Origin of the sequence: Nocardia blacklockiae (assembly GCF_015477355.1) — a bacterium.
Taxonomy (GTDB): Bacteria; Actinomycetota; Actinomycetes; order Mycobacteriales; family Mycobacteriaceae; genus Nocardia; species Nocardia blacklockiae.
The window spans coordinates 192,883-215,666 of sequence record NZ_JADLRJ010000004.1; the positions used below are offsets into that span (position 1 = coordinate 192,883).

Consider the following 22,784-nt stretch of genomic DNA (forward strand, 5'->3'; position numbering starts at 1 on the left):
CTAGGAAGGTGCTCCCATTGCACGGCCAGGTGAACACGCTTGTGAGCGGACCCCAGCTGTTCAACAGACAACGTATACGCCCCGCGTTGTCCGCGAGACTTCGAGGTACTAAACAAGACAAGCGTACTGGTGCGCTGGGTCTCACTTCCAGGGGCTGCCCCATTGAGAGACGGCCACATCACACTCACGGACCGCGCACGAGGGCCGGTGCCACTTCAGCGGCACCGGCCCTTCCCCGCCTGTGAGTAATCAGACAGCCATCGGCGCGTGCTCGGCGCCTTCCAGGAGGTTCTCCGGCTTGTCGCGGATCATCAGCGCGACGATCACGATCGCGGCCAGGAAGAATCCCGCGCCGATGTAGAACGCCACGTCGTAACTGTGGATCGCGGCGCGAGCCATCAGGTTGTCCGCGGTCGGGTTGTTCTCGGCGTAGCGCTGGGCCACCTGCACGGAGATGGTGGTCAGCAGGGCCGTGCCGATCGCGCCGCCGACCTGCTGGGCGGCGTTGAGCAGCGCGCTGGCCACGCCGGAGTCCTGCTCCTCGACCTGGTGCAGCGCCGTGGTCTGCATGGACACGAACAGCGCGCCCATGCCGAGCGCGATCAGCACGGTGGCGGGCAGCACGGTGCCGGCGAAGCTGTCGCCGAAGTTCAGCTGTGCCAGGTAGAGCAGGCCCGCGATGCCGAGCACGCCGCCGGCGATCATCAGCGGCCGCGGCCCGATGCGGGGCAGCAGCGCGCTGGCCACGCCCGCCGAGATCACGATGCCCACCGGGAACGGCAGGAACGCCACACCGGCCTTCAGCGGGCTGTAGCCCAGCGTGATCTGCAGGTAGTAGCTCAGGTTGATGAACATCGCGAACATCGCGATCGGCACCAGCAACGCCACCAGGAACGAGCCGCCGCGGTTCAGCTCACCCGGAATATGCAGCGGCAGTAGCGGATTGGCGGTACGCCGTTCGATCGCCACGAACGCGATCAGCAGCGCCACCCCGGCGATCAGCAGCGCGAGCGTGGACGAGGCCAGCCAGCCGTCGTCGGCGGCGCGGCTGAAGCCGTACACGACCGAGATCAGGCCCAGGGTCACCGTCACCGCGCCGGGCACGTCGTAGCCGCCGGTCCGCGGAACGGGCACGTCCTTGACGACGAACACGAACGCGCCGACCAGCGCCAGCAGCGCGACGGGCGTGTTCACCAGCAGGCACCAGCGCCAGTTCGCGTATTCGGTGAGCGCGCCGCCGGCGATCAGGCCGATCGCCGCGCCGCCCGCCGAGACGCCCGCGAAAACGCCGAAGGCCCTTGCCCTTTCGCGCGCCTCGGTGAAGGTGACCGACACCAGCGACAGCGCCGCCGGTGCCAGCAGCGCACCGAACGCGCCCTGCAGCGCGCGGCCCGCGAACAGTTCGGCGGAGTTCTGCGCCAGGCCCGCCAGCGCCGACGCGGCGGCGAAGCCGACCAGGCCGATCAGGAAGATCCGGCGGCGGCCCAGGTAGTCGGCGAGGCGGCCGCCGAGCAGCAGCAGGCCGCCGAAGATCAGCGTGTAGGCGGTGAGCACCCACTGCTTGTCGCCGTCGCTGATGCCCAGGTCCTGCTGGGCGAACGGCAGCGAGATGGTCACGATCGTGGCGTCGAGCACCACCATGAGCTGGGCCAGGGCGATCACGCCCAGCGCCCACCAGCGGGCCGAGCTCTTCGGCTCGGTCGATATGTCGGGTGGAACGAGTGTCCCGGTTTCGGTCATGAGGGGGACTCCTGCATCGGAAGAAGTGTGCAGCCATCGTGGCACCGGCAGACAATTGGCGTCAAGAGAAAAATGTCTGAGTGTGACATTTGGCGTTGCTGGTCACATTCAGAGCGGATGGCGATAGAATCGGGACATGCTCGACTCACCGCTGCGTCCCGCCCAGCCCGGCCTGCGCGAACGCAAGAAGCAGCAGACCCGGCGCCGCATCATCGAGGTGGCGCTGCGGTTGTGCGATGCGAACGGGTTCGAGGCGACGACGGTCGAACAGATCGCGGAGGCGGCCGACGTGTCGCCGCGCACGGTGAACCGGTACTTCGAACTGAAGGAGGACATCGTCCTCGCCCCGATCGAGGACTGGGGCAAGGCGATCGGCGCGGAACTGCGCAAACAGCCGGTCACCGGCAACGAACTACAGGCCCTGCTGGACACCTACCTGGCCGTGACCGCGGAGAGCATCGCGGAGGGCGAGGTGCCGTTCGAGTGGTTCCAGCGGATGCAGCGGATCAGCCGGGCCAGCCCCACGGTCCGCGCGCGCAGCATGGATATCGCCGACACCAAGACCGTCGCCATCCACACCGCCCTCGCCGAGCGCATCGGCGCCGACAGCGAATCGATGACGGTGCGGCTCATCGCGGCGACCTTCAACGCCATCCTGCGCACCGGCATGGAATGCGACGCCGAGGTGCCCGAGGGCGAACCGGCCGCCTCGGCGGAGGCCAGCGTGCGCGCGGTGCGCGGCGCCTACGACGAGTTCGTCCGGCGCTGCGCGGTCCCGGTCGCCGAGGCCCGCGAGCGCGAACGATAGCGGCGACCTGGCCTCGCGGCCCGCTCCGGCGATCCGCTACCATCCCATTCAGGTCATGAGTGCCAGCGCCAAGCCCCGGCTCGCTGGCCGGCAACCCTCCAGTTGCGGTGGGGTGCTCCGGGTGATGACCGGGCTCTCGAAAGCCGAGAGCAAGCGCGACGATCAGGAGGTCCCGAAATGTGTTGTTGCCGGTCGCTACCCGAACCCCGCTGACAGCCGCATACGGCCCCTTCACCTGGAGTAGTACATGAGCGACTCGACTGCTGCTGTCTGCGACCCGGCGAACATCTCCCACGGCCCGCGCGGCACCGAGCACACGATGCCGTCCGGTCGTATCGCTACCATCGAAGGCGTGTGTTTCTCCCTGCTCGCTTCGGCATCGGCCCAGCATTCGCGGCCGGCGCGCGGCGGGCGGGCGGCCGGGACACCCGGGTTCGCGACGGCGGCGCGGTGACCGTGAGCACCGAACCGACGACGGCCCGGTCGGCCGCCGCTGCCCTGTTGCCCCCGCCGGACGGCACGCTCGGCACCATCGCCCTCGGCGCGGTCGCGCTCGAGAACGGGGCCGTGATCCCCGAGGTCGAGCTGGCCGTGCAGCGCTGGGGCGAGCTGTCGCCCGACGCGGACAATGTCGTGCTGATCGAGCACGCGCTGACCGGTGATTCGCACGTGGTGGGCCCGCCGGACGACGTGCACGCGCTGCCGGGCTGGTGGGACGGCGTCGTGGGGCCGGGCGCTCCGCTCGATACCGACCAGTGGTGCGTGATCGCCACCAACGTGCTCGGCGGCTGCCAGGGCAGCACCGGGCCCTCCTCCCTCGCACCGGACGGAAAGCCCTGGGGCGCAAGGTTTCCCGAGATCTCCATTCGCGACCAGGTGACCGCCGAGGTGGTGCTGTGCGACCTGCTCGGCATCGAGCGGCTCGCCGCGGTGGTCGGCGGCTCGATGGGCGGGATGCGGGTGCTGGAGTGGATGGTCGGCTATCCGCAGCGGGTCGAGGCCGCGCTGGTGCTGGCCGTCGGCGCGCGTGCCACCGCGGACCAGATCGGCACCCAGACCACCCAGATCGCCGCCATCCAGGCCGATCCGAACTGGCAGGGCGGCAACTATCACGGCACCGGGCGGGCTCCGGTCGCCGGGCTGGGCATCGCCCGCCGGATCGCGCACCTGTCCTACCGCACCGAATTCGAACTCGACCACCGCTTCGAGAACCGCGCCCAGGGCGACGAGGATCCACGCGCCGGCGGCCGCTACGCGGTGCAGAGCTACCTGGAGTACCAGGCGCAGAAGCTGGTGCACCGCTTCGACGCCGCCACCTACGTGCTGCTGACCGAGGCGATGAACCGCCACGACGTCGGCCGCGGCCGCGGCGGTATCGCCGCCGCGCTGGCGGCCACCCCGGTGCCGTGCATCGTCGGCGGCGTCGACTCCGACCGCCTCTACCCCCTGCGAACCCAGCAGGAACTGGCCGACCTACTGCCCGGCTGCCGCGGCCTCGAGGTCGTCCACTCGCGCGACGGGCACGACGGCTTCCTCACCGAAACCGAAGCGGTCGGCAAGCTCCTGGTGGAGACCATGGAGCTGGTGCACTCGGCCCGCGCCAGGCGCTGAGTACACCCACGCGTCAGCCGACGCCGAGGCTGTTGATGGTGGCGGCGAGGGCTATGACGGCTCCGCCCAGGACGGTGTAGGCGCCGACGTCGAAGGGTTTGCCACGCACCGCGAGCAGGCCTACGCGGGCGGTGGGGAGACAGGCGCGCAGGGTCGCGGCCAGGAGGGTGGCGCCGCCGATGACGTAGGCGCCGCGGCGCCAGCGGTCCTGCGCCACGAAGACGACCGCGACCAGCAGGACCGCCACGACCAGCAGCATCGGCAGGTGGGAGCGGAAGAAGCGGCCGGCCGGGCCGTGGTGTTGCGCGGGAGCTGCGGGGGCTTCGGTCACGTCCCGATTCTCGCATTGCGCCGTCGGTGGGGGCGAGAAGGCACGGGGCGGAGCGGGATCGCCTCATGCGATGCTTGTGACCGTGCTCCATGTGGTGTTCTTCCAGCCTCGCATCCCGCCCAACACGGGCAACGCCATCCGGCTGGCGGCCGGCACCGGCTGCGAGCTACATCTGATCGAGCCGCTCGGCTTCGAACTGTCCGAGCCGAAGCTGCGGCGGGCCGGGCTGGACTACCACGACCTGGCGTCGGTGACCGTGCACGCCGATCTCGCCGCCGCCTGGCAGGTCATCCGCCCCGAGCGGGTGTACGCCTTCACCACCCATGCGACCACGCACAACACCGACATCGCCTATCGGAAGGGCGATGTGCTGCTGTTCGGGCCGGAACCGACCGGGCTGCCCGAGGACGTGCTCGCCGACCCCGCCGTCACCGAGCAGGTCCGGATCCCGATGCTGCCGGGGCGACGGTCGATGAATCTGTCCAACGCCGCCGCGGTGGCGGTGTACGAGGCCTGGCGGCAGCTCGGGTTCCCGGGCGCGGTATAGCAGGTTCAGGGCCGGTCTATTTCGAACCGCTTGAAGCGCGAGGTGGCGCCCGCAGTGAGCCGGACCGCGCTCTTGGGGACGCCGTAGTGGCTGGCGAGTAGTTCGACGGCGGCCTTGTTCGCCTTCCCCTCCACCGCCGGGGCACGCACGTAGAGCTGCAGCGTGCCGTCGGCGAGCGTTTCGACCAGCGGGCCTTTCCTACTGTTCGGCTTTATCACCGCCCGGACCGTGGTCGGGGGCATCGGCACCTCCCGCCTTCGTTACTTCGACGGATGGGGGCGGGTTCCCTTCCGGCGCGGTGCTTTCCGGTGCGGAGGCTGCGTCGCGCTCGGCAGGCTCCGGTGCGGGACGCGGTGAAACCTGCTCGGCCCCACCGGAACGACGCTTGAACAGTCGCACCATACCCCAGGCGAGGGCGGCGAGGACGAGCAGGAAGCCGAGCCACGGCAGGGCGTTGCCGGTCGACTTCAGCGCTCGCAGCAGGGAGTTCCAGCCGTCGACGATGCGGTCCCAATAGTTGTCCGGCCGCGAACCCGGCGGCTCGTCGGTGCTGAGTTCGACGGTGAGGGTGGACAGGGCGACCTCGTCGTCGAGCTGGCGTTTGCGGGCGGTGAGGCTGTCCAGTTCGCCCTGGCGGCTCGACAGCGCGTTCTCGGCGGCGATCAGGTCGGCGGTATTGGCGGCGCTCGAGACCAGGGCGCGCAGCCGGTCGACCGAGGCCTGCAGCGCCTTGATCCGCGCGTCGAGGTCCTGCCACTGCATGGTCACGTCGGCGCGCTCGGTCGTCACGCTGGTGACCTGGCCGAGACCGTCGAGACCGTTGACGAAGTCGTCGGTCTTGTCCGCGGGCACCCGGACCGTCAGTGCGGCACGGGGTTTCGCGGTGTCGGTGCCGGGCTGTTCGGAGCGGCTGTCCACCCGACCGCCGACGGTCCGCACCCGGTCGGCGACCTTGCCGGCGGCGGCGATCGGGTCGGCGGTGGTGATGTCGACGCTGCCGGTGACGACCTCCTTGCGATCGACGGGAGTCTCGGTCGCGTCGTCGGTCTGCTGTTTCGGGCTCGCGGGGCCTTGTTCGCGCAGCGCGGGCGCACCGGCCGGGGCGGTCGCCGGGCGCGGGGCGTTGCCGGCGGAGCCTTGCGCGGTGTCGGAGCGCTCGGCTCCGCCGCATCCGGCCAGCAGCACCAGCGCCAGCAGACCGGCCAGCAGGGCAGCGACTTTTCTCATGGCAGGCAGCGTAGCCATCGCGGACCCGTTTCACCTGTCTTCCGGCGCCGACCACAGCCGCGGCGGCGGCCGTGTCCCGGGCGGCTCGAATATGCCGTGTGGAAGGCACATGTCGATCACCTCGTGGGCGAGGACGCGGGCCTCGGTTCCGTCGAGGACCAGCAGCGCCCCGGCCTGTTCCGTATGGACTCGATCGCGTCCGGTGCGGCGGATCTCGAGGGTGACCGTCGGGGTGAGCGCCGCCCGCCGCAGAGTGTCGTTGCCGCCCTGCCGATCCCAGCGGTTGCCGTGCCTGGTCCACACGGCGGTGGCGGTGAGCCGGTCCGGCGCACCCGGCTCCCAGAACAGGCCGGTGGCGATCGGCGCTGCGCCCTGCCAGCCCAGGTCCGCGATCGCCGAGCAACTGGATAGCTGCGGGAGGTCGAAGGTCTCGGTTCGGCCCTGTGGCAGTTCGATACGCACCAAACGCGCCGTGCCGCAGGTACTTCCGTCGCGGATGTACGCGGCCACGGCGGCGGCGCGGCCGTCGGGGCGGATCGCGGCCGCGCCGAAGGGCGTGTTGACGCGGGTCTCCGCGGTATCCACCGTGCGCGCGGCCCCGGTCTCCGTGTCGACCACCGAGAGGTGGTTGATTCCCCACGCCGCGCCCCGCGGCGCCTCGGTCCGGTCGACGAGCAACGTCCGTTCGTCGGCGGCGAGGAGCCGTGGTGCCGACAGCACGTTTCCGGGCGCGACCGGGTCCGGCGCGGGCAGTGAAACTCGCAGACGCGCAACCGTCTTCGGCGACAACAGGTCGGCCCGCAGGAATCCGTCCGGCTCCTGCCACCAGCCGACCGTGGTGCCGGTCAGCGGGAAGACGCGGTCGCAGTGACACTCCAGCCGTTGCGGTAGTACCGCGCCGCTGCCGACGTCCACCGCGACCACCATGCCCGCCGCGTCCAGCGCGTAGACGTGCGAATCGTCGCGGGTGAAGCCGGAATCCACGTAGCTGCCGCCGTACCGCGCGATCGTCCGGCCCGCTTCGGCCACTACCAGCTCGCCTCGGGAGCGGAAGGCGAACGGCCGGTCACCCGCCGAAGCCGGTGTCGTGCTGTTCGATCCCGCGACGGTGTGCACCGGCGTTCCCGAAATCCCGCTCGCGCAACCGGAAGCGACCAGTACCCAGAGGATCGCCGAGACAGCCGCCGCGCGGCGGCACCCTCGCCAGGAGGCACCGAAGGGTCGGCGCGATGCCTGCGGGCCGTCGGCGTGCGGCAGCAGCGCAGCCTCGGTGTCAACGGCACTGCCGGGGCGGTTCATTCGAGCACCGCCAAGGCGCGGGCGTAGTACTCCTCGCGGGCTTCCAGGCCGTGGTAGCCACCGTTGACGGCCCGGGTGACGGCGGCGAAGTCGCCGACGTCGGCGAGGGCGTTGATGTCGCGAGAGGTCCAGTACCACTGGGCTACTCGGAAACCGACATCCGGCTGGGCGGCGATCTCGGGGTTGCCCTCGAGATCGAGCCCCAAGGCCGCGCCCGCCTCCCGGTAGTTGGCGCGGCCGGTCAGCTGGATGGGGCCGCGGCCGTGGTAGCGGGGGCCGTCGCCGGGTTCGGTATTGCCCGCGGCGGTGTTCGACTGCCCCGGATCGTACTGGCCGAAGTAGTCGTCGTCGCCGAGTTCCTCGAAGTAGCGGAGCTGGCAACTCTCGTGGGCCAATTGGGCGAGGAAGGCCGCCTGCCGCGGCGCGGTGGTGATGTCGCCCTCCCGCATGGCGGCATTGAGCGCGGGCAGGTACTCGTGTGCCAGCTCCGGCAACAGGTCGGGCATGATCGCCACCAATTGGCCTGCCTCGATGCCGCCGGGCGGTGGCGCGACCACACCCGGCTGCGGCGGAGTGAATACGCCCATCGCCGAACCGGTGTCGAGTTGCCCGGTCTGATCACCGGCGTCCATTGCCATAGGTGTTGTCGGTGGCGGTACAGCCATCGGTGAGGGGAGCGGCGTCGGTGCAGGCGTCGTCGGCGGTGGCGTCGTCGGATCGCCTGAGTCGAGCGAGGTGTCGCCAGACGCCATAGCGGACGACGTGGTGACGGAGCCAGTTTCCGCTGAGCCCTCCCCACCCCGACCGCCGCTCTCCGGTCCGAGCGCACCCTCGCCCTCCCCCGGTTCCGTGTTCGAGGGCATTCCGGACTCCTGCTCGAACGCGGGAAGATCCGCAGACTCTTCCGCGGGTCCCACCGAATCCTCTGGCGCAGAAGAAGTTTCGCAGTCATCAGGTATCGCCGCAGTCGGCGGGGCATCCTCGGCCTCAGTCTGCGGTTCGGACGCGGATCCCGCTGCGTGCTCGTCCGGTGCGGGCTCGTCCGGTGCGAGATCGTCCCGTGCGGGCTCGTCCCGTGCAGGATCGTCCCGTGCGGGCTCGTCCGCGGACTCGTCCGGCGCGGGTTTCGGGTCTTGCAGCTCGGAATCTCCGGGCGCGGTGTCCGCTTGCGGGTCGGTGTTGCCGAGACCCGGCTCACCCGCGCTGTGTGGGTCGGGACTCGGGGCGCAGGGGATGGTGAGTGCGTCGAGGCCGTTCAGGAGCATGCCCGGCAGGGTGAAAGAGCCTGCCAGGTGAGCTATTTCGGCACCGATGGCGCGAATGGCGGCGCGGCCGCGCTCGTCGGCGCGTTCGACGGCGGTGACGGCCTCGGCGATCACCTCGGACCACTCCTGGGCGGTGGTGTCGGCGGCGACCGTCCAGTCCTCGGCGATGCGGCAGCCGGCGGCCTCGGCGTCGGCCACGTAGTCCAGGAGGGCAAGTGCGGTGTAGTGCAGCTCCGACAGGGCTCGGGCGCCCGCGTCGCGCAGCGTCTCGGCCTGTTCGCACAGGCGCTGGTGGTGGCGGTGGGCCGCGTCGACGTGGGCGAGCACGGCGTCGTAGGCCATGCCCTGCCAGCCCGCGCCGTCGAGGTGGTGACAGGTGTCGCGCACGGTGGCGGACAGGGTTTCCAGATCTTCGATGCGGCGGTCGAACTCGGCGCACAGCAGGTCGGCCGCCTCCAGCGCGCGCCAGGACGCCACCACCGACCGCGGCGGGATCATATCCGGGCCCCCGCCCGCTCGAGTTCGCCCGCGCAGCCGCCGTCGACCGCGCAGAACAGGTCGACGGCCTGCTCGGTGTGCTCGGCGAGCCGCCGGAAGCACTCCGCGCTGCGGCGCACGATGTCCAGCGCGGTGTGCGCCGACTCGCACCACTGCGGCGCGGTGGCGCTCTGCGGAACCAGCTCCGCGATCGACGCACTGGCCGCGGCCGCCGTGTCGATCATCTCGCAGATGTCCCGGAACACTTGCAGCGCAACGACTCCGAACCTGAGCACCGAGTCGGCGTCGACAACACACGGACCGGACATGGACTCCCCCTTTGGCCGTCGTTCCCCTTACGCGGCCACGGTATCCACCGGCACTCGCGCCTGTCACGACTCCGCACACAGCCGCACCCCGTCCACGTTCCCGCACTCCTTACACGGCCTGAAAGGAGTGCGGGAACCAGCAGCGCGTGCGGGAATCGGCAGCCGAAGGCCGTGCGGATCACCGGAAGTCCCGGGACTTGGAACCGACGCGCAGATCCAGCGGTTGCAGATGCTCGGCGATCAGGCTCACCACGCCCTCGGCGTTCTGCACCCGGCCGCGGATCAGCAGCGCCGGGGCACCCTGGGCGAGACGGCGGTAGCGACGCCACAGACCGACCGAGCAGACCACGTTCACCATGCCGGTCTCGTCCTCGAGATTGAGGAAGGTGACACCGGCGGCGGTGGCGGGCCGCTGACGATGCGTCACCGCCCCGCCGACGAGCGCCTTCGACCCGTCCGGAACCTGGGACAGCTGTGCGGTGGCGAGCGCGCCGAGCGAATTCAGATGTGCGCGTAGGAATTCGGTGGGATAACTCCCCGGCGACACCCCGCTCGCCCACACGTCGGCGGCGGCGAGTTCCAGCTCGCTCATGCCGGGCAGGGCGGGCGCGACGGTGGCGGCGCCGGTGCCGGGCAGCCGCCCCGCGCGCTCCCCCGCCGCCGCGCCCGCACCCCACAGCGCCTCCCGGCGGGACAGCCCCAGGCTGTCCAGCGCGCCCGCGGTGGCCAGCGCTTCGGCCTGCGGCACGGAGAGTTCCACCCGCCCGGTCAGATCAAGGAACGAGGTATACGGACCGGAAGCCCTTGCGGCGACTATCTTTTCGGCGAGATCGGTGCCGATGTTGCGGACCGCGCCCAGCCCCAGCCGCACCTCGGTGCCGCGCCGCTCCAGCGTGGCGTCGGCCCGGCTGTGGTTGATATCCGGGCCGTGCACCACCACACCGTGCCGCCGCGCGTCCGCGACCAGCGACTGCGGCGAGTAGAACCCCATCGGCTGCGCGTTCAGCAGCCCGGCGCAGAACGCCGCCGGATGATGCAGCTTGAACCACGCCGAGTAGAACACCAGCGAGGCGAAACTCTGCGAATGACTTTCCGGGAAGCCGAAATTCGCGAACGCGTACACCTTCTCGTAGATGCTGTCCGCCAATTCCCCGGTGATGCCGTGCAATTCGCGCATCCCCTGATAGAAGCGCTCCCGCAGCCGCTCCATCCGCTCCGGCGAACGCTTGGAGCCCATCGCCCGGCGCAGCTGATCCGCCTCCACCGCGGTGAAACCGGCGACGTCGACGGCCATCTGCATGAGCTGCTCCTGGAACAGCGGCACCCCCAGCGTGCGCGAGAGCGAACTCTCCAGTGCCGCATGCTCGTAGGTCACCTCCTCGCTGCCGTTGCGGCGGCGGATGTAGGGATGCACCGAGCCGCCCTGAATGGGACCGGGCCGGATCAGCGCCACCTCCACGACCAGGTCGTAGAATTTGCGCGGCCGCAGCCGGGGCAGGGTGGCCATCTGCGCCCGCGACTCCACCTGGAACACGCCCACCGAGTCGGCGCGCTGCAGCATCTCGTAGACGGCGGGTTCCTGCAGGTCCAGCCGATGCAGCTCGACGGTCTCGCCGGTGTGCTCGCGCACCAGATCGATCATGTAGTGCAGCGCCGACAGCATCCCCAGGCCGAGCAGGTCGAACTTCACCAGGCCCGCCGCGGCGCAATCGTCCTTGTCCCACTGCAGGACACTGCGATCGGCCATGCGCGCCCATTCCACCGGGCACACGTCGGCGACCGGGCGATCGCAGATCACCATGCCGCCGGAGTGGATGCCCAGATGCCTTGGCAGGCCTTCGATCTCACCGGCGAGCGCCAGCACCTCCGCGGGGATGTCGGTGTGCGTCTCGCCCGCGACGCCGGTCCAGCGGCTCACCTGCTTGCTCCACGCGTCCTGCTGACCGGGCGAGAAGCCCAGCGCCCGAGCGGCATCGCGCACCGCGGACTTGCCGCGATAGGTGATGACATTGGCCACCTGCGCGGCGAATTCGCGGCCGTACTTGGCGTAGACGTGCTGGATCGCCTCCTCGCGGCGATCCGATTCGATGTCCAGGTCGATGTCGGGCGGGCCGTCGCGCTCCGGGGACAGGAACCGCTCGAACAGCAGCTCGTTGGCCACCGGGTCGACATTGGTGATGCCGATCGCGTAGCAGACCGCCGAATTGGCCGCCGACCCCCGGCCCTGGCACAGGATGCCGCGCCGCGCGCAGAAGTCGACGATGTCGTGCACGACGAGGAAGTAGCCGGGGAACTTCATCCGCTCGATGACTTGGAGCTCGTGCTCGATCTGTCGATAGGCCTTAGGGTTCCGCTCCGGTGGCCCGTATCGCTCTGCCGCGCCGCGCAATACGAGTCCGCGTAGCCACGAGTTCTCGTCGTGTCCGTCCGGCACCTCGAACGGCGGCAGCTGCGGCGCGATCAGTTTCAGGTCGAAGGCGCATTCCCGCGCCAGCGCAACGGCATTCGCCACCGCCTGCGGGCAGGCCGCGAACAGCCGCGCCATCTCGGCGCCCGAGCGCAGGTGCGCGCCGCCGGTCGGGGCGAGCCAGCCGGCCATCTCGTCCAGACTCTGCCGGGCCCGGACCGCGGCCAGCGCCATGGCGCGGCGACGCTGCGCCGGACCCGCGAAATGCGCTGCGGTAGTGGCGATCACCGGCAGGCCGACCCGGTCGGCGAGGGCCAGCAGCCGGGCGTTGCGCTCGTCGCCCTCCGGGACGCCGTGCTGGGTGAGTTCCACGGTCACGCGGTCGGGCCCGAACCGCTCGGTCAGCTCCCGCAGCGCCGCCTCGGCCGCCGCGTCGCCGTCTCGAAGTGCCCGGCGCACATGGCCTTTGCGGCAACCGGTGAGGATCTGCCAGTGCCCGCCCGCGGCCGCGGTGAGCCGGTCCAGGTCGTAGCGCAGGATCCCCTTCTCCCCCGCCGCCATGTGCGCGGCCGAGATCTCCCGCGACAGTCGGCGGTACCCCTCCTGCCCGCGGGCCAGCACCAGCAGGTGCGGCCCCGCGGGGTCGGGCGCGCCGGCGCGCGGCGCGGAGTCGGACCAGGTCGCGCGATCGCTCGGCAACGGCAGCAGCGGGTCGGAAGCGGCCGGGTCGCTCAGCGACAGTTCCGCGCCGAAGACCGTCGGCATCCCCCATTCGGCCGCCGCCTCCGCGAAGCGCACCACGCCGTAGAAGCCGTCGTGATCGGTGAGCGCGAGCGCCTCCAGCCCCAGCCGCACCGCCTCCTCGACCAGTTCCTCCGGCTGGCAGGCGCCGTCGAGGAAGCTGTAGGCGGAGTGGGCGTGCAGTTCGGCGTACGGCACGACCGGTTCACCCGCACGCGGGCGCGGCCCGGCGCGGTACTCGCCGCGCTTACGCGACCAGGCGGGACTGTCGCCGCCGTCGCCGGGCGGTTCGGCGCGGCCGGGTCGCCCGGACAGCACCCGTTCCAGCTCCGCCCAGGTCGGCGGGCCGTTGCCCCAGCCCATCGCACACCTCCGGCAAACCGATCGGTTTCTCTCGGTATCGAACATACATTCGACATCCGAAGGGGCGTACGAGGGGTTGCGGGACTGTGACGAAACAGCGTTGGCGATGGAACTTACTTTGGAGTAAGTTCGGGGCAACTCGACCTGCAAGGGAGCAGCGATGACCGACCATCATGCGGCCACCGGCGACAACGACCGGCCGGGCGACGGCGAACTCGCGATCGACGGCCGCTCCCCCGCCCGCCGCCGGGCCCGCCGGGATCTGACCGGCAGGCACGTCCTCATCACGGGCGCCTCCTCCGGCATCGGGCGCGCCGCCGCGCTCGCGGTCGCCGGCAAGGGCGCCGTCGTCTTCCTGCTCGCCCGCCGCGGCGACGAGCTGACCGCGGTGGTCGAGGAGATCACGGCCGCGGGCGGCACGGCCTACGGCTACCAGTGCGACGTCACCGACGCCGACTCGGTGGAGAGCACCGTCGACACCATCCTGACCGCGCACGGCCACGTCGACATGCTGGTCAACAATGCCGGGCGCTCCATCCGCCGCGCCGTGCACCGTTCCACCGACCGGATGCACGACTTCGAGCGCACCATGGCGGTCAACTACTTCGGCGCGGTGCGGATGACCCTGGCGCTGCTGCCGCAGATGCGCGAGCGCAAGTTCGGCCACATCGTCAACATCTCCAGCGCCGGCGTGCAGGTCGCCACCCCGCGCTTCGCCGCCTACCTGGCCTCCAAGGCCGCACTCGACAAGTTCGCCGAGGTGACGGCGGCCGAAATGCTCGCCGACAACGTCACTTTCACCACTATCCACATGCCGCTGGTGCGCACCCCGATGATCGCCCCGAGCGGCAAGCAGGGGCCTTCGGAGTCACCCGAGTGGGCCGCGGCCACCATCGTGCGCGCGCTCACCGAGCGACCCAAGCGCATCGACGTCCCGATCGGCACCCTGGCCGAGTACGGCACCCTGTTCACCCCGCGGCTCAAGGACCGCATCATGCACCGCTACTACCGCGCGCTGCCGGATTCCCCCGCGGCCAAAGGGGAAGCGGCCCCGGACGCGACGCCGCTGCTGGTGCCGCAGACCGAGCCGCCCCGCCGGTCCACCGCCGCCGGGCGCGTCACCCGCGCCACCCTGCGCCGCGCCGCCCGGCTGGTCCCGGGCACCCACTGGTGAAAGCTCAGGCCTCCCACGCGAATCCGTCCGGGTCGACGAAAGGCCCGGCCGCGCTGCCGATCACGATCCGGTGCGACCCGCTGCCCTCCGGGGCGACGCCGGCGTCCTTGGCCGCGGCCTTGCGCCCGTAGAGCGCCAGCTTGATCGCCGACGCCGGGGCCTCGAACTCGACGTACTTGCTGCCGAAGCTCTTTCCCACGGTCAGGCCGTGATCGATGTAGAACTGCTTGGTGGCCTTCACGTTCTCGACGCCCAGCAGCACCACGATGTCGTCGACCTCGCGGGTGGCCGGGCCGGTGTCCTTCTTCGCCGACGTGGCGATCTTCCAGAGCGTCCCGTCCGGCGCCTGGACGACCGCGCCGTAGCCCCAGAAGCTCTTCTTGGCCGGCTTCACGGCCGTCGCGCCGGCGGCGAGCGCGGTGCCGACGAGGCTGTCGACGGTGCTCGGCTGCGACACCACGAGCGACAGCACGACGCCGCGGAATCCGGAGGTCGGCGCGTCCGAGGCGCGCACCCGCACCTTGTCGCCGAGGCCGAACGCCGCCTCGTAGAAGGCCGCAGCGGCCGCGGGATCGGGCGACTCGAGGGTGACGTACTCGATGGTGGTCTGGTTCGTGGTGATGTTCATGTCGATTACGTTATTGACCACACCGGGTTCGCCGCTTCTCGATTCCTGACCGGTCTCGGCGCGAGGTCAGAATCGCTCGCCCGCGGCCAGCTTGCCGATGATCTGCGCCATCCGCCGCGCCCGCGTCTCCGGCCGCACGGCGTTGCCGAGGTGGTAGCCGATCGCGGCCCGGGACTGGTTGTCGAGGGTTTCGAAGAAGACCGCCGCCTTCGGATTCGCCGCCAGCGCGTCGAGGAAATCCTGCGGGAGCTCGCGCCCGTAGGCGTTGGCCCAGCGCCCGTCGGTCTTGGCGCGCTCGATCTCCGCGTGCCCGGCCGGATGCATCAGGCCCTGCGCGATCAGCTCCTCCACCAGGGCGATATTGCGTTGCGACCACGGGCTGCGCCGGCGACGCGGGGTGAAGCCGATCAGGTAGAAGTCGTCGTCGAAGGAGCGGGCCTGCCCGTCGATCCAGCCGAAGCACAGCGCCTGCCGTAACGCGCCCGCGTAGTCCAGGGACGCGATCCCCGACCCCTTCTTCGCGAACTTCAGCCAGATGCCGTCCACCGCGGCATGATTGGCCTCCAACCATTCCCGAAAGCCCTGCTCGTCGGGGAAGAGCAGGATCGGACGCTCCAGCGTGGACATCATTTCACTGTAGAAGGCATGCCCCGGTCAGTGACCGAGGAAAGGCAGCACGGAGGCGGCGAACTGCCGGTATCTATCGCGGTGGATGCTGTGGCCGCAGTCGAAGGCGCCGACGGCGCAGTCGGCGATCGAGGTGCGGAACATCTCCAGTTTGTCCGGGTCGACCATGCCGCCGGGGCCGCCGCGCAGCATCAGGGTGGGCGCGGTGATCTCCGAAAGCCGTTCCCACCATTCCGGATTCGGCTTGCGGAACTGTTCGAGCGCGATCCGCGTCATCGACCGGTCGTAGGCCAGCACCGCACGCGGATGCCGGATCAGGCTGCTGGTGGCGTGCCACAGCTCCGGCAGGCTGGGCAGGCGGCGGGTGAGGGTCAGTTGTTCGTCGCCGGACCGCAGCGGCAGCGGCTGCTCCTCGACGACCAGGCGGCGCACCAGGCCGGGCCGTTCGATCGCCACGCACGACACCGCGTAGCCGCCGAGCGAATGACCGACCAGATCGGCGGTGGTCAGTCCGAGGCGGTCGCACAGCCGCAGGATGTCCGCGCCGAACTCGTCGAACCGATAGGAGGAGGTGTGCGCGCTGCGGCCGTGGCCGCGCAGATCCGGAATGATCACCCGCCGGCCCCGGCGCACCAGTTCCCGGGCGAACCGATCCCAGGTGTGCCCGTCCCCGCCCATGCCGTGCACGAGCAGGACGGGCACCTCGGCGAGCGGGTGCGGGACGGCCGGTGCGCCGGAGTCGCGGTAGGCGATCAGCACGCCCGCCAACGGCACTCTGGTCACGGTCGACTCCACGATGTGCCAGGGTACGGGCTGCGCGGGGCCGCCGCCGCAGGTTGTGTGCGGAGCCATAGCCGCGCGCGGGAGTGTCAGCCGCTGGTCACCAAGGCCGCGATGTCCTCGATTCGTACTATCTCCCCGCGCGCACCCCAGTTGCCCTCGGGGATCTCATCGATGTGCACCCAGGCGGTGGCGGCGTCGGCGAAACGCGCCGGTTCGGCGTCGGCGTCGGCGAGCACCCGGGTGACCCGGCGCACGATGTCCGCGCGCTTGTCGTCGTTCATCGAGCCGGCCGGAACACCCACTCGCACCACGTATTTCGGCTTCTCCCCGGCGGGCAGTGGCCGGCCGCCCACGAACCAGGCGTCGATCTCGTGCACCACCAGCCAGGAGATGGCGCGGGCCGCGTCGGTGTCGGGGGCGCCCTCGGCGAGCATCACCTCCGACACCAGCCGGCCGCCGATCAGCTCTCGGCGTTGCGGGTCCAGCGAGTCCTTGGGAACGAACAACTCCACGAACGGCATCAGTAAGTCCTTTCATTGAACTCTTTCGGCGATGACGGTACGCCCAGTGAGTTCAATGAATCAACCCTCTAGACTCGGGGCATGCACCGGACCAGCTTCGCGGAGATGCACTGCTCGATCGGACAGACGCTGGAACGCGTCGGGGAATGGTGGACGCTGCTGATCGTGCGGGACCTGCACCTTGGCCTGCACCGGTTCGACGACATCGCGGAGAACCTCGGCATCTCACGCAATCTGCTGACGCGCAGGCTGGCGACGCTGATCGAGGACGGCATCGTGGAGCGCCGGGCCTATCAGGACCGTCCGCCCCGGCACGAGTACCACCTCACCTCGGCCGGGCGCGATCTCGTTCCCGCGTTGCTGGCGCTGATGGCCTGGGGCGACAAGTGGGCCACACCGCCGGGCGGACCGCCGGTGCGACTCGTCCACGACAACTGCGGCGCGGAGTTCACCCCGCGGGTCTGCTGTTCGGCCTGCGGCGAGCCGGTGTCCGCGACGACCGTGACCGCGCTGGCCGGACCCGGCGCGGCAGCGGGACCGGGAACGACGGTGCTGGCCCGGCGCAACGGAACGACGCAGACGTAACCGGCGGAGTCGGAAAATGCTTGGCGAAGGCGGGGCGCGCTTCGCGATACTGCGGCGCATGCCTGCTTTCGCGGATTTCGATCGGCGCAACTACCGGACCGTGGACGTCGCCACCGGATACGACGGGTGGGCGGCCACCTATGAGCAGACCGTCATGGACGAAATGGATCTGGCGTTGCTGGCGCGGCTGCGGCGGCCGGACTGGGCGGGGGTGCGGCGGGCCGCCGATCTGGGATGCGGGACTGGGCGGACCGGCGCGTGGCTGCGCGGGCGGGGGGTCGCGCACATCGACGGCGTCGATCTGAGCGCGGGCATGCTGTCGCGGGCGCGCGAGCGCGGCGTGCACGACCGCCTGACCCGCGCCGACGTGCGCGAGACCGGATTGCCCGGCGGCGCATACGATCTGGTGATCTCCTCGCTGATCGACGAGCATCTGCCCGACCTCGCGCCGTTCTACGCCGAGGCCCGGCGGCTGGCCGCGCCCGGCGCCGCTTTCGTCCTGGTCTCCTATCACCCGCAGTTCATGATGGTGACCGGGATGCCGACCCACTACACGGCCGAATCCGGTGAGCCCCTGGCGATCAGCACGCACCTGCACCTGTTAAGCGAGCACGTGAACGCCGGGGTCGCGGCGGGCTGGCAACTCGCCGAGGCCGCCGAGGCGTTGGTCGACGACGCCTGGCTCGCCGCCAAACCCAAATGGGCGGACCTGCGCGGGCATCCGTTCACGATGGCGCTGGTGTGGACGCTGCCGGAATAGCGTGCCCGGGTGGCACCGGCTCAGTCCGAAAGCAGCCGCGTGCGGAAATCGGCACGGGCAGAGGCATATTCACTCGTACAGGCCCTCGACATGCCAAGAATTGTCGTAGCCGAGGAGCAGGAGCACGCGCACCTCGGCGTCGAGCATGATCTGGGCGCGGACGGCGCAGTCGGCGAGACGGTCTCCGGCCCACCAGCGTTCGTCGATCAGCCAGGGGCCGGACCAGCCGGTCACGTCCCACTCCTTGCTGCTCCAGCGCAGCCTGGCGGGGTCGGCGGTGAACAGGCCGCGGTCGGTGATCCACACCGGGGCGCCGTCGGCGGTTTCCAGCGTCACGCCGGGGTGGTTGACCAGGACGACGGCGGGCGCGGGGGCGGGCAGCCGGCCGGGCCAGGGCAGCGCCGGGTCGGCGGCGGGCGCCCGCTCGTCGCCCAGCGCGACCAGGGTGACGCGTTCGGCCGGGCCGCGGCCGCCGCTGAGCACCCCGATCCGCACCGCCTCCCCGCCCAGCAGGCCCTGTACCCGCACCAGGGCGCGGCGGGCGCGCTCGTCGCCCTCGCCGACCCCGCCCCACAGGCCGAGTTGCAGTGCGCCCGCCGTCACCACCTCGACGGGTTCCAGTCGCAGCAGGGTGATCGGGGCGCTCGGGAACGCGGTGAAATCCTTACGGCCCCTTCTCTTTCCAGAGGACAGTCCCTCCCGTTCGGACTCCTCGGTTGCCCGCCCGTGGATCCTGCCGAACTCCTCTTCCGGGGGCCTGCCGCTCAGCGCGCGGTGGGTGAGCCAGCCGTCCAGCTGCCAGCGCACCCGGTCGGCGGTCTCCTCCGGGGTGAGCGGTTCGGCGCATCGCCAGATGCGCGAGAGGCGTTCCCCCGCAGCGGTTTCCGCGATCACCGACAGGCGCGTGCACGCCACCGAGGCGGCGGACAACCGCTCGTGCAGCCGGGTGGCGAGCAGGCGGCCGGCGAAGGCGGCGGCATCGACACGGTCGATCGGGGGATCGCAGGGGTACTCGACCGTCAGGTCGGGGGCGGGCGGGCGGGCGGACGGCGACCGCTCCGGCTCGGCGCGGGCGCACCGGTGCGCGCGGATGGCGTCGGCGCCGAAACGCGAGGCGACCTCGGCCGGGGTCAGCGCGGCGAAATCGCCGATGCGCCGTAAACCCAAGCGGTGCAGCAGGTCCACCAGGTCGGCGCGTTCCGGCGCGGCCAGGCTCGGCTCGGCGGCCAGCTCGCGCACCGGCAGCGGCGCCAGGAACCGGGCGCCCGTCCCGCGCGGCACCACGACGCCGCGGCGGGCGGCGACCACCGCCGTGGACAACTCGTCGGCGATGCCGATCCGGCACTCCACCCCGACCGCCGCCACCGCGTCGACGAGCTGTTCGGCCGCCGCCTCCTCGGACCCGAAGAACCGGGCGGCGCCACGTGCGGCCAGCGCCAGCAGCCCCGGGCGCAGCACCTCCACGCCGGGCACCGTCGCGTCCACGGCGGCCACGACCGGCTCGAACAGCCGCGCGTCCCGATCCGGATCGTCCTGCGCCACAAACAGATCCGGGCACCGCGCCTGCGCCTCCCGCCGCCGCAGCCCCCGCTGCACACCCGCGGTCCGCGCCACCGCCGAACACGCCACCACCCGATTGGCACGCAACACCACCACCGGCCGCACCGGCGACACATCGCTCACCGCGGCCGCGGCGGCAGCCGGCCAGTCCGGACACCACACCACCAGGACCCGCCGCCCCCTCACCCCCATCGCCACACACGCCGGATCACGATGCGGCCTCGCGGACCGGGGCGAGGCGCTGGGGTGTGTGGGGTTGGGCCGCAATCCATTCCACATGGTTGCCGCGGGGGCTCAGTTCCAGGGTGCCGGTGCGGGGCGGTGCGGCGCGGCCGTGCACGCGGACGTCCAGGCGCAGGGTGTGCAGGCGTCCGCAGCCGCGGCCCACGCCGTCGTACCCGGCCACCCGGCTCTCGATCCGCAGGGACGGGCCGCTCCAGGCGCCGCCCGTCACCACCAGGGTGGAACCCTTGCTGCGGGCCCGCGCGGCGAGCACGCGCGTGCGGCTGGGCGGCACGGACAGCCCGCCCAAACCGAGGACCACCAGGTCCAGGCCGTCGAGCAACACCGCGGCGACCTCCACCGGGTCGGGTCCGGGGTCGGGCACCACCGCCAACCGGTCCAACTCGGCACCCATCTCGGCCGCGGCGAGCAGACCGAGCCGGGGCAGACCGACCGCCGCGGCATGCCCGCCGGCCCCCGTCACCGCGGCCAGCAAGCCGGTCAGCAACGAGCTCGCGCCCGCGTACGCCACCACCGAGCCCTTCGCCAGGCCACCCTCCGGAAGCAGCTCCACCAGCGCGGACGGCACCGGCAGCGACTCCCGGCGCAGGGCCGGGCGCGGTGCGGCGCCCGCACCGCGCGCCGGGACGGCCGCCATCCGCCGCCGCAACTCCGCCAGCCGCTCCCGCTGCGCTTCTCCAGCCGAACCCATCCTCGACCACCTATCTCTCACCGAATGGACTCCACCGTGCCGCCGCGGCTCGCGCGAGCCGCCGCGACCGAACCGGCACGACACCGGAGCCGGCGCTCCAGCACCGATTCAGCTATCGATTGATATCGAATATACGTTCGACTCCCCTTCAGTAGAACCCCACCCCCGATTCGCGTCAAGCGGCGCTGGAGGCGAACCCGAACGGCCGAAGCAGGCCAGTCAGGATGGTTTTCCGCTATCCTCGCGCCGTGACCGAACGCGCCCGTTCCATCGTCGGCCCCGACTATCTGGTCGCCGGCCGCTACCGCCTGCAATCGAAACTGGGCGGCGGCGGCATGGGCGCGGTGTGGCTGGCGCACGACCGGTTGATGAACCGCGATGTCGCGATCAAGCAGGTGCTCACCACGGCCGGGCTCAGCGAGCAGGAGGCCACCGAGGTCCGCAACCGGATCATCCACGAGGGCCGCGTCGCGGCGAAGCTGTCGCACGAGCACGCCATCGCCGTCTACGACGTGGTGCTCGAGGCGGGCGAGCCGTGGCTGGTCATGGAATACCTACCGTCGCGCAGCGTGGCCAAGGCGCTGTCGCTGGCGGATACGCTGCCGCCGATCGAGGTGGCGCAGATCGGCGCGCAGGTCGCCGACGCGCTGGCCGCCGCGCACGCCGCCGGCATCACCCACCGCGACATCAAGCCCGGCAACATCCTCGTCGCCGATCGCGGCGCCGAGGTGGGCAAGGTCAAGCTCAGCGACTTCGGCATCTCGCGCGGCACCGGCGACCCGCACGACGAACTGGACGACGCGATCACCGGCACCCCGGCCTATCTGCCGCCGGAGGTCGCGCGCGGCTACCGGCCGACCGAGGCGAGCGACGTATTCTCCCTCGGCGCAACGCTGTACACCGCGATCGAGGGCCAGCCGCCGTACGGTTTCGACGAGGACAACGACGCGATCGTCGCACGCGCAGCGATGGCCCAGATCATTCCGCCCACCCGCAGCGGCGTTCTCACCCCCGTGCTGCTGCACATGATGGAGCCCGCGCCCCAGCGCCGCCCCACCATGGCCGAGGCTCGCAACGAAATCCTCACCGCCGCTTTCGGTCCCGGTACGGGGCCCTACATTCTCGGCGCGCCCGTCCGCACCGAGGACGGCACCATCCCCGCCTGGGCGGCCCGCAACTCCGCCGCCGGACTGCGCAGCCCGCACTCCACCCCGCTGCCCCGGCCACCGCGCGCCACCGCTCCGAATGCCGCTGCCCCGCAACAGAAGTCGCGGTCGTCGAGCGGCTTCGACCTGTCCGCGCTCGGTCCGAACGCCGCGCCCCTGGCCATCGCCATCGGCCTGTTGATCGGGCTGCTGATCCTGATCGTCATCCTGGTCGCGGTGTTGTAAAGCGGTGCGGCGCTAGTCGATCCGCCGCCGATGCGCCCAGCGCGTCAGCGCGTTCCGGTTGGACTGCTGGGTTTTGCGCAGCACATTGGAGGCATGGGTCTCCACGGTCTTCACCGAGATGAACAGGGACTCGGCGATCTCCCGATAGGTGTAGCCCCGGGCGAGCAGCCGCAGCACCTCCAACTCCCGCGGGGTCAGCGAGTCCAGCTCCGGATCCAGCGGCGGCTCGGGCACCGGTGACCGGCCGGTGAACGAGTCCAGCACGAAACCCGCCAGCCGCGGGCTGAAGACCGCGTCACCGCCCGCGACGCGGCGAATGCCGTCGGCCAGTTCGGGTCCCGAGATGGTCTTGGTGACGTAGCCGCGGGCGCCCGCGCGGATCACCGCGATCACGTCCTCCGCGGCGTCGGAGACGCTCAGCGCCAGGCAGACCGGGCCGTCCTCCACGCCCTGCAGCACCGCCACCCCGCCCCCGTCGGGCATGTGCACGTCCAGTAGCACCACGTCCGGGCGGGCCGCCTCGACACCGGCGATGGCCTCGGCCACCGTGCCCGCCTCGCCGATCACCTCGATATCGGACTCGCGGCTCAGCTCGGCCCGCACTCCGGACCGGAACACGGCGTGGTCGTCCACCAGAAAGACCCGGATACTCACTGTTCTCCTCACTTCGGCCCGA

The 22,784-nt window shown here is 71.1% G+C and carries 22 protein-coding genes and 1 riboswitch; of the genes, 7 read left to right on the forward strand and 15 right to left on the reverse strand.

All coding sequences use genetic code 11. The features are described 5' to 3' along the window. Positions 1-249: 249 nt before the first annotated feature. Positions 250-1,740, reverse strand: coding sequence for an MFS transporter (locus tag IU476_RS13880; RefSeq protein ID WP_195100218.1), 1,491 nt, complete (start codon positions 1,738-1,740; stop codon positions 250-252). A 136-nt stretch (positions 1,741-1,876) separates the two neighbouring features. Between IU476_RS13880 and IU476_RS13885 the strand changes: the two genes are divergently transcribed. Beyond that, positions 1,877-2,548: a TetR/AcrR family transcriptional regulator gene (locus IU476_RS13885; RefSeq protein WP_195100220.1), complete on the forward strand. Its 672-nt coding sequence runs from the start codon at positions 1,877-1,879 to the stop codon at positions 2,546-2,548. A 51-nt stretch (positions 2,549-2,599) separates the two neighbouring features. Then, positions 2,600-2,710, forward strand: a riboswitch (SAM riboswitch). A gap of 336 nt (positions 2,711-3,046) precedes the next feature. Then, positions 3,047-4,159, forward strand: a complete 1,113-nt coding sequence (metX, locus tag IU476_RS13890; protein WP_228823718.1) for a homoserine O-acetyltransferase MetX — start codon at positions 3,047-3,049, stop codon at positions 4,157-4,159. Between the two features lie 13 nt (positions 4,160-4,172). Here the strand turns inward: metX and IU476_RS13895 are convergent, their stop codons facing one another. Then, positions 4,173-4,418: a DUF3017 domain-containing protein gene (locus IU476_RS13895; protein ID WP_195100969.1), complete on the reverse strand. Its 246-nt coding sequence runs from the start codon at positions 4,416-4,418 to the stop codon at positions 4,173-4,175. Between the two features lie 142 nt (positions 4,419-4,560). Here IU476_RS13895 and IU476_RS13900 point away from each other — a divergent pair, with 142 nt between their 5' ends. Next, positions 4,561-5,037 (forward strand): tRNA (cytidine(34)-2'-O)-methyltransferase, encoded by a 477-nt coding sequence (locus IU476_RS13900; RefSeq protein ID WP_228823652.1) that lies wholly within the window; start codon positions 4,561-4,563, stop codon positions 5,035-5,037. Positions 5,038-5,042: 5 nt separating this feature from the next. Here IU476_RS13900 and IU476_RS13905 read toward each other — a convergent pair whose 3' ends face one another. From IU476_RS13905 to IU476_RS13930, 6 genes are all read right to left on the reverse strand, one after another. Continuing rightward, positions 5,043-5,279: a DUF167 domain-containing protein gene (locus IU476_RS13905; RefSeq protein WP_195100223.1), complete on the reverse strand. Its 237-nt coding sequence runs from the start codon at positions 5,277-5,279 to the stop codon at positions 5,043-5,045. Continuing rightward, a complete protein-coding gene (locus tag IU476_RS13910; protein WP_195100226.1) occupies positions 5,236-6,264 on the reverse strand; it encodes a DUF4349 domain-containing protein in 1,029 nt (342 codons plus the stop codon). Before IU476_RS13910 ends, IU476_RS13905 begins: the two co-directional genes overlap by 44 nt. A 30-nt stretch (positions 6,265-6,294) precedes the next feature. Continuing rightward, complete coding sequence (locus IU476_RS13915) at positions 6,295-7,293, reverse strand: hypothetical protein (RefSeq protein WP_195100228.1); 999 nt, start codon at positions 7,291-7,293, stop codon at positions 6,295-6,297. 266 nt (positions 7,294-7,559) lie between these two features. Continuing rightward, positions 7,560-9,326 carry a glycoside hydrolase family 19 protein gene (locus IU476_RS36140; protein WP_228823653.1) on the reverse strand — a complete coding sequence of 589 codons (1,767 nt, stop codon included), beginning with the start codon at positions 9,324-9,326 and terminating at the stop codon, positions 7,560-7,562. Then, positions 9,323-9,634, reverse strand: coding sequence for a hypothetical protein (locus tag IU476_RS13925; protein WP_195100230.1), 312 nt, complete (start codon positions 9,632-9,634; stop codon positions 9,323-9,325). The genes IU476_RS36140 and IU476_RS13925 overlap by 4 nt, the downstream gene beginning before the upstream one ends. A gap of 178 nt (positions 9,635-9,812) precedes the next feature. Next, complete coding sequence (locus IU476_RS13930; RefSeq protein ID WP_195100232.1) at positions 9,813-13,145, reverse strand: error-prone DNA polymerase; 3,333 nt, start codon at positions 13,143-13,145, stop codon at positions 9,813-9,815. A 160-nt stretch (positions 13,146-13,305) separates the two neighbouring features. Here IU476_RS13930 and IU476_RS13935 point away from each other — a divergent pair, with 160 nt between their 5' ends. Next, positions 13,306-14,319 carry an SDR family NAD(P)-dependent oxidoreductase gene (locus IU476_RS13935; RefSeq protein ID WP_195100236.1) on the forward strand — a complete coding sequence of 338 codons (1,014 nt, stop codon included), beginning with the start codon at positions 13,306-13,308 and terminating at the stop codon, positions 14,317-14,319. Between the two features lie 4 nt (positions 14,320-14,323). Here the strand turns inward: IU476_RS13935 and IU476_RS13940 are convergent, their stop codons facing one another. The 4 genes from IU476_RS13940 to IU476_RS13955 all read right to left on the reverse strand — a co-directional run bounded on the left by IU476_RS13940 (position 14,324) and on the right by IU476_RS13955 (position 16,878). After that, positions 14,324-14,947 (reverse strand): VOC family protein, encoded by a 624-nt coding sequence (locus IU476_RS13940; RefSeq protein ID WP_195100238.1) that lies wholly within the window; start codon positions 14,945-14,947, stop codon positions 14,324-14,326. 66 nt (positions 14,948-15,013) lie between these two features. Next, complete coding sequence (locus IU476_RS13945; protein WP_195100240.1) at positions 15,014-15,574, reverse strand: YdeI/OmpD-associated family protein; 561 nt, start codon at positions 15,572-15,574, stop codon at positions 15,014-15,016. Between the two features lie 27 nt (positions 15,575-15,601). Further along, a complete protein-coding gene (locus tag IU476_RS13950; protein ID WP_195100242.1) occupies positions 15,602-16,369 on the reverse strand; it encodes an alpha/beta fold hydrolase in 768 nt (255 codons plus the stop codon). Positions 16,370-16,443: 74 nt separating this feature from the next. After that, positions 16,444-16,878, reverse strand: a complete 435-nt coding sequence (locus IU476_RS13955) for a tautomerase family protein (RefSeq protein WP_195100244.1) — start codon at positions 16,876-16,878, stop codon at positions 16,444-16,446. 81 nt (positions 16,879-16,959) lie between these two features. Here IU476_RS13955 and IU476_RS13960 point away from each other — a divergent pair, with 81 nt between their 5' ends. Together IU476_RS13960 and IU476_RS13965 are read left to right on the forward strand one after the other, a co-directional pair. After that, complete coding sequence (locus IU476_RS13960) at positions 16,960-17,463, forward strand: winged helix-turn-helix transcriptional regulator (protein ID WP_195100246.1); 504 nt, start codon at positions 16,960-16,962, stop codon at positions 17,461-17,463. A gap of 58 nt (positions 17,464-17,521) precedes the next feature. Next, positions 17,522-18,223 (forward strand): class I SAM-dependent DNA methyltransferase, encoded by a 702-nt coding sequence (locus tag IU476_RS13965; protein ID WP_195100248.1) that lies wholly within the window; start codon positions 17,522-17,524, stop codon positions 18,221-18,223. Positions 18,224-18,292: 69 nt separating this feature from the next. Here the strand turns inward: IU476_RS13965 and IU476_RS13970 are convergent, their stop codons facing one another. Then, a complete protein-coding gene (locus IU476_RS13970) occupies positions 18,293-19,975 on the reverse strand; it encodes a DNA polymerase Y family protein (protein WP_195100250.1) in 1,683 nt (560 codons plus the stop codon). A 16-nt stretch (positions 19,976-19,991) separates the two neighbouring features. Beyond that, positions 19,992-20,717, reverse strand: coding sequence for a DnaE2-dependent mutagenesis accessory factor ImuA' (gene imuA', locus IU476_RS13975; protein WP_195100252.1), 726 nt, complete (start codon positions 20,715-20,717; stop codon positions 19,992-19,994). A gap of 224 nt (positions 20,718-20,941) precedes the next feature. Between imuA' and IU476_RS13980 the strand changes: the two genes are divergently transcribed. Then, positions 20,942-22,108, forward strand: coding sequence for a serine/threonine-protein kinase (locus IU476_RS13980; RefSeq protein ID WP_195100254.1), 1,167 nt, complete (start codon positions 20,942-20,944; stop codon positions 22,106-22,108). Between the two features lie 12 nt (positions 22,109-22,120). Here the strand turns inward: IU476_RS13980 and IU476_RS13985 are convergent, their stop codons facing one another. After that, on the reverse strand, positions 22,121-22,756 hold the full coding sequence (locus tag IU476_RS13985; protein ID WP_195100976.1) for a response regulator: 636 nt from the start codon (positions 22,754-22,756) through the stop codon (positions 22,121-22,123). Between the last annotated feature and the right edge of the window lie 28 nt (positions 22,757-22,784).

What these genes read in the sequence shown, in the direction of transcription:
- IU476_RS13880 (WP_195100218.1), bottom strand. Translation starts at nt 1,740, where the DNA reads ATGACCGAAACCGGGACACTCGTTCCACCCGACATATCGACCGAGCCG.
- IU476_RS13885 (WP_195100220.1), top strand. Translation starts at nt 1,877, where the DNA reads ATGCTCGACTCACCGCTGCGTCCCGCCCAGCCCGGCCTGCGCGAACGC.
- IU476_RS13895 (WP_195100969.1), bottom strand. Translation starts at nt 4,418, where the DNA reads ATGCTGCTGGTCGTGGCGGTCCTGCTGGTCGCGGTCGTCTTCGTGGCG.
- IU476_RS13900 (WP_228823652.1), top strand. Translation starts at nt 4,561, where the DNA reads ATGCTTGTGACCGTGCTCCATGTGGTGTTCTTCCAGCCTCGCATCCCG.
- IU476_RS13905 (WP_195100223.1), bottom strand. Translation starts at nt 5,279, where the DNA reads ATGCCCCCGACCACGGTCCGGGCGGTGATAAAGCCGAACAGTAGGAAA.
- IU476_RS13910 (WP_195100226.1), bottom strand. Translation starts at nt 6,264, where the DNA reads ATGAGAAAAGTCGCTGCCCTGCTGGCCGGTCTGCTGGCGCTGGTGCTG.
- IU476_RS36140 (WP_228823653.1), bottom strand. Translation starts at nt 9,326, where the DNA reads ATGATCCCGCCGCGGTCGGTGGTGGCGTCCTGGCGCGCGCTGGAGGCG.
- IU476_RS13925 (WP_195100230.1), bottom strand. Translation starts at nt 9,634, where the DNA reads ATGTCCGGTCCGTGTGTTGTCGACGCCGACTCGGTGCTCAGGTTCGGA.
- IU476_RS13930 (WP_195100232.1), bottom strand. Translation starts at nt 13,145, where the DNA reads ATGGGCTGGGGCAACGGCCCGCCGACCTGGGCGGAGCTGGAACGGGTG.
- IU476_RS13935 (WP_195100236.1), top strand. Translation starts at nt 13,306, where the DNA reads ATGACCGACCATCATGCGGCCACCGGCGACAACGACCGGCCGGGCGAC.
- IU476_RS13940 (WP_195100238.1), bottom strand. Translation starts at nt 14,947, where the DNA reads ATGAACATCACCACGAACCAGACCACCATCGAGTACGTCACCCTCGAG.
- IU476_RS13945 (WP_195100240.1), bottom strand. Translation starts at nt 15,574, where the DNA reads ATGTCCACGCTGGAGCGTCCGATCCTGCTCTTCCCCGACGAGCAGGGC.
- IU476_RS13955 (WP_195100244.1), bottom strand. Translation starts at nt 16,878, where the DNA reads ATGCCGTTCGTGGAGTTGTTCGTTCCCAAGGACTCGCTGGACCCGCAA.
- IU476_RS13960 (WP_195100246.1), top strand. Translation starts at nt 16,960, where the DNA reads ATGCACCGGACCAGCTTCGCGGAGATGCACTGCTCGATCGGACAGACG.
- IU476_RS13965 (WP_195100248.1), top strand. Translation starts at nt 17,522, where the DNA reads ATGCCTGCTTTCGCGGATTTCGATCGGCGCAACTACCGGACCGTGGAC.
- IU476_RS13970 (WP_195100250.1), bottom strand. Translation starts at nt 19,975, where the DNA reads ATGGGGGTGAGGGGGCGGCGGGTCCTGGTGGTGTGGTGTCCGGACTGG.
- imuA' (WP_195100252.1), bottom strand. Translation starts at nt 20,717, where the DNA reads ATGGGTTCGGCTGGAGAAGCGCAGCGGGAGCGGCTGGCGGAGTTGCGG.
- IU476_RS13980 (WP_195100254.1), top strand. Translation starts at nt 20,942, where the DNA reads ATGGTTTTCCGCTATCCTCGCGCCGTGACCGAACGCGCCCGTTCCATC.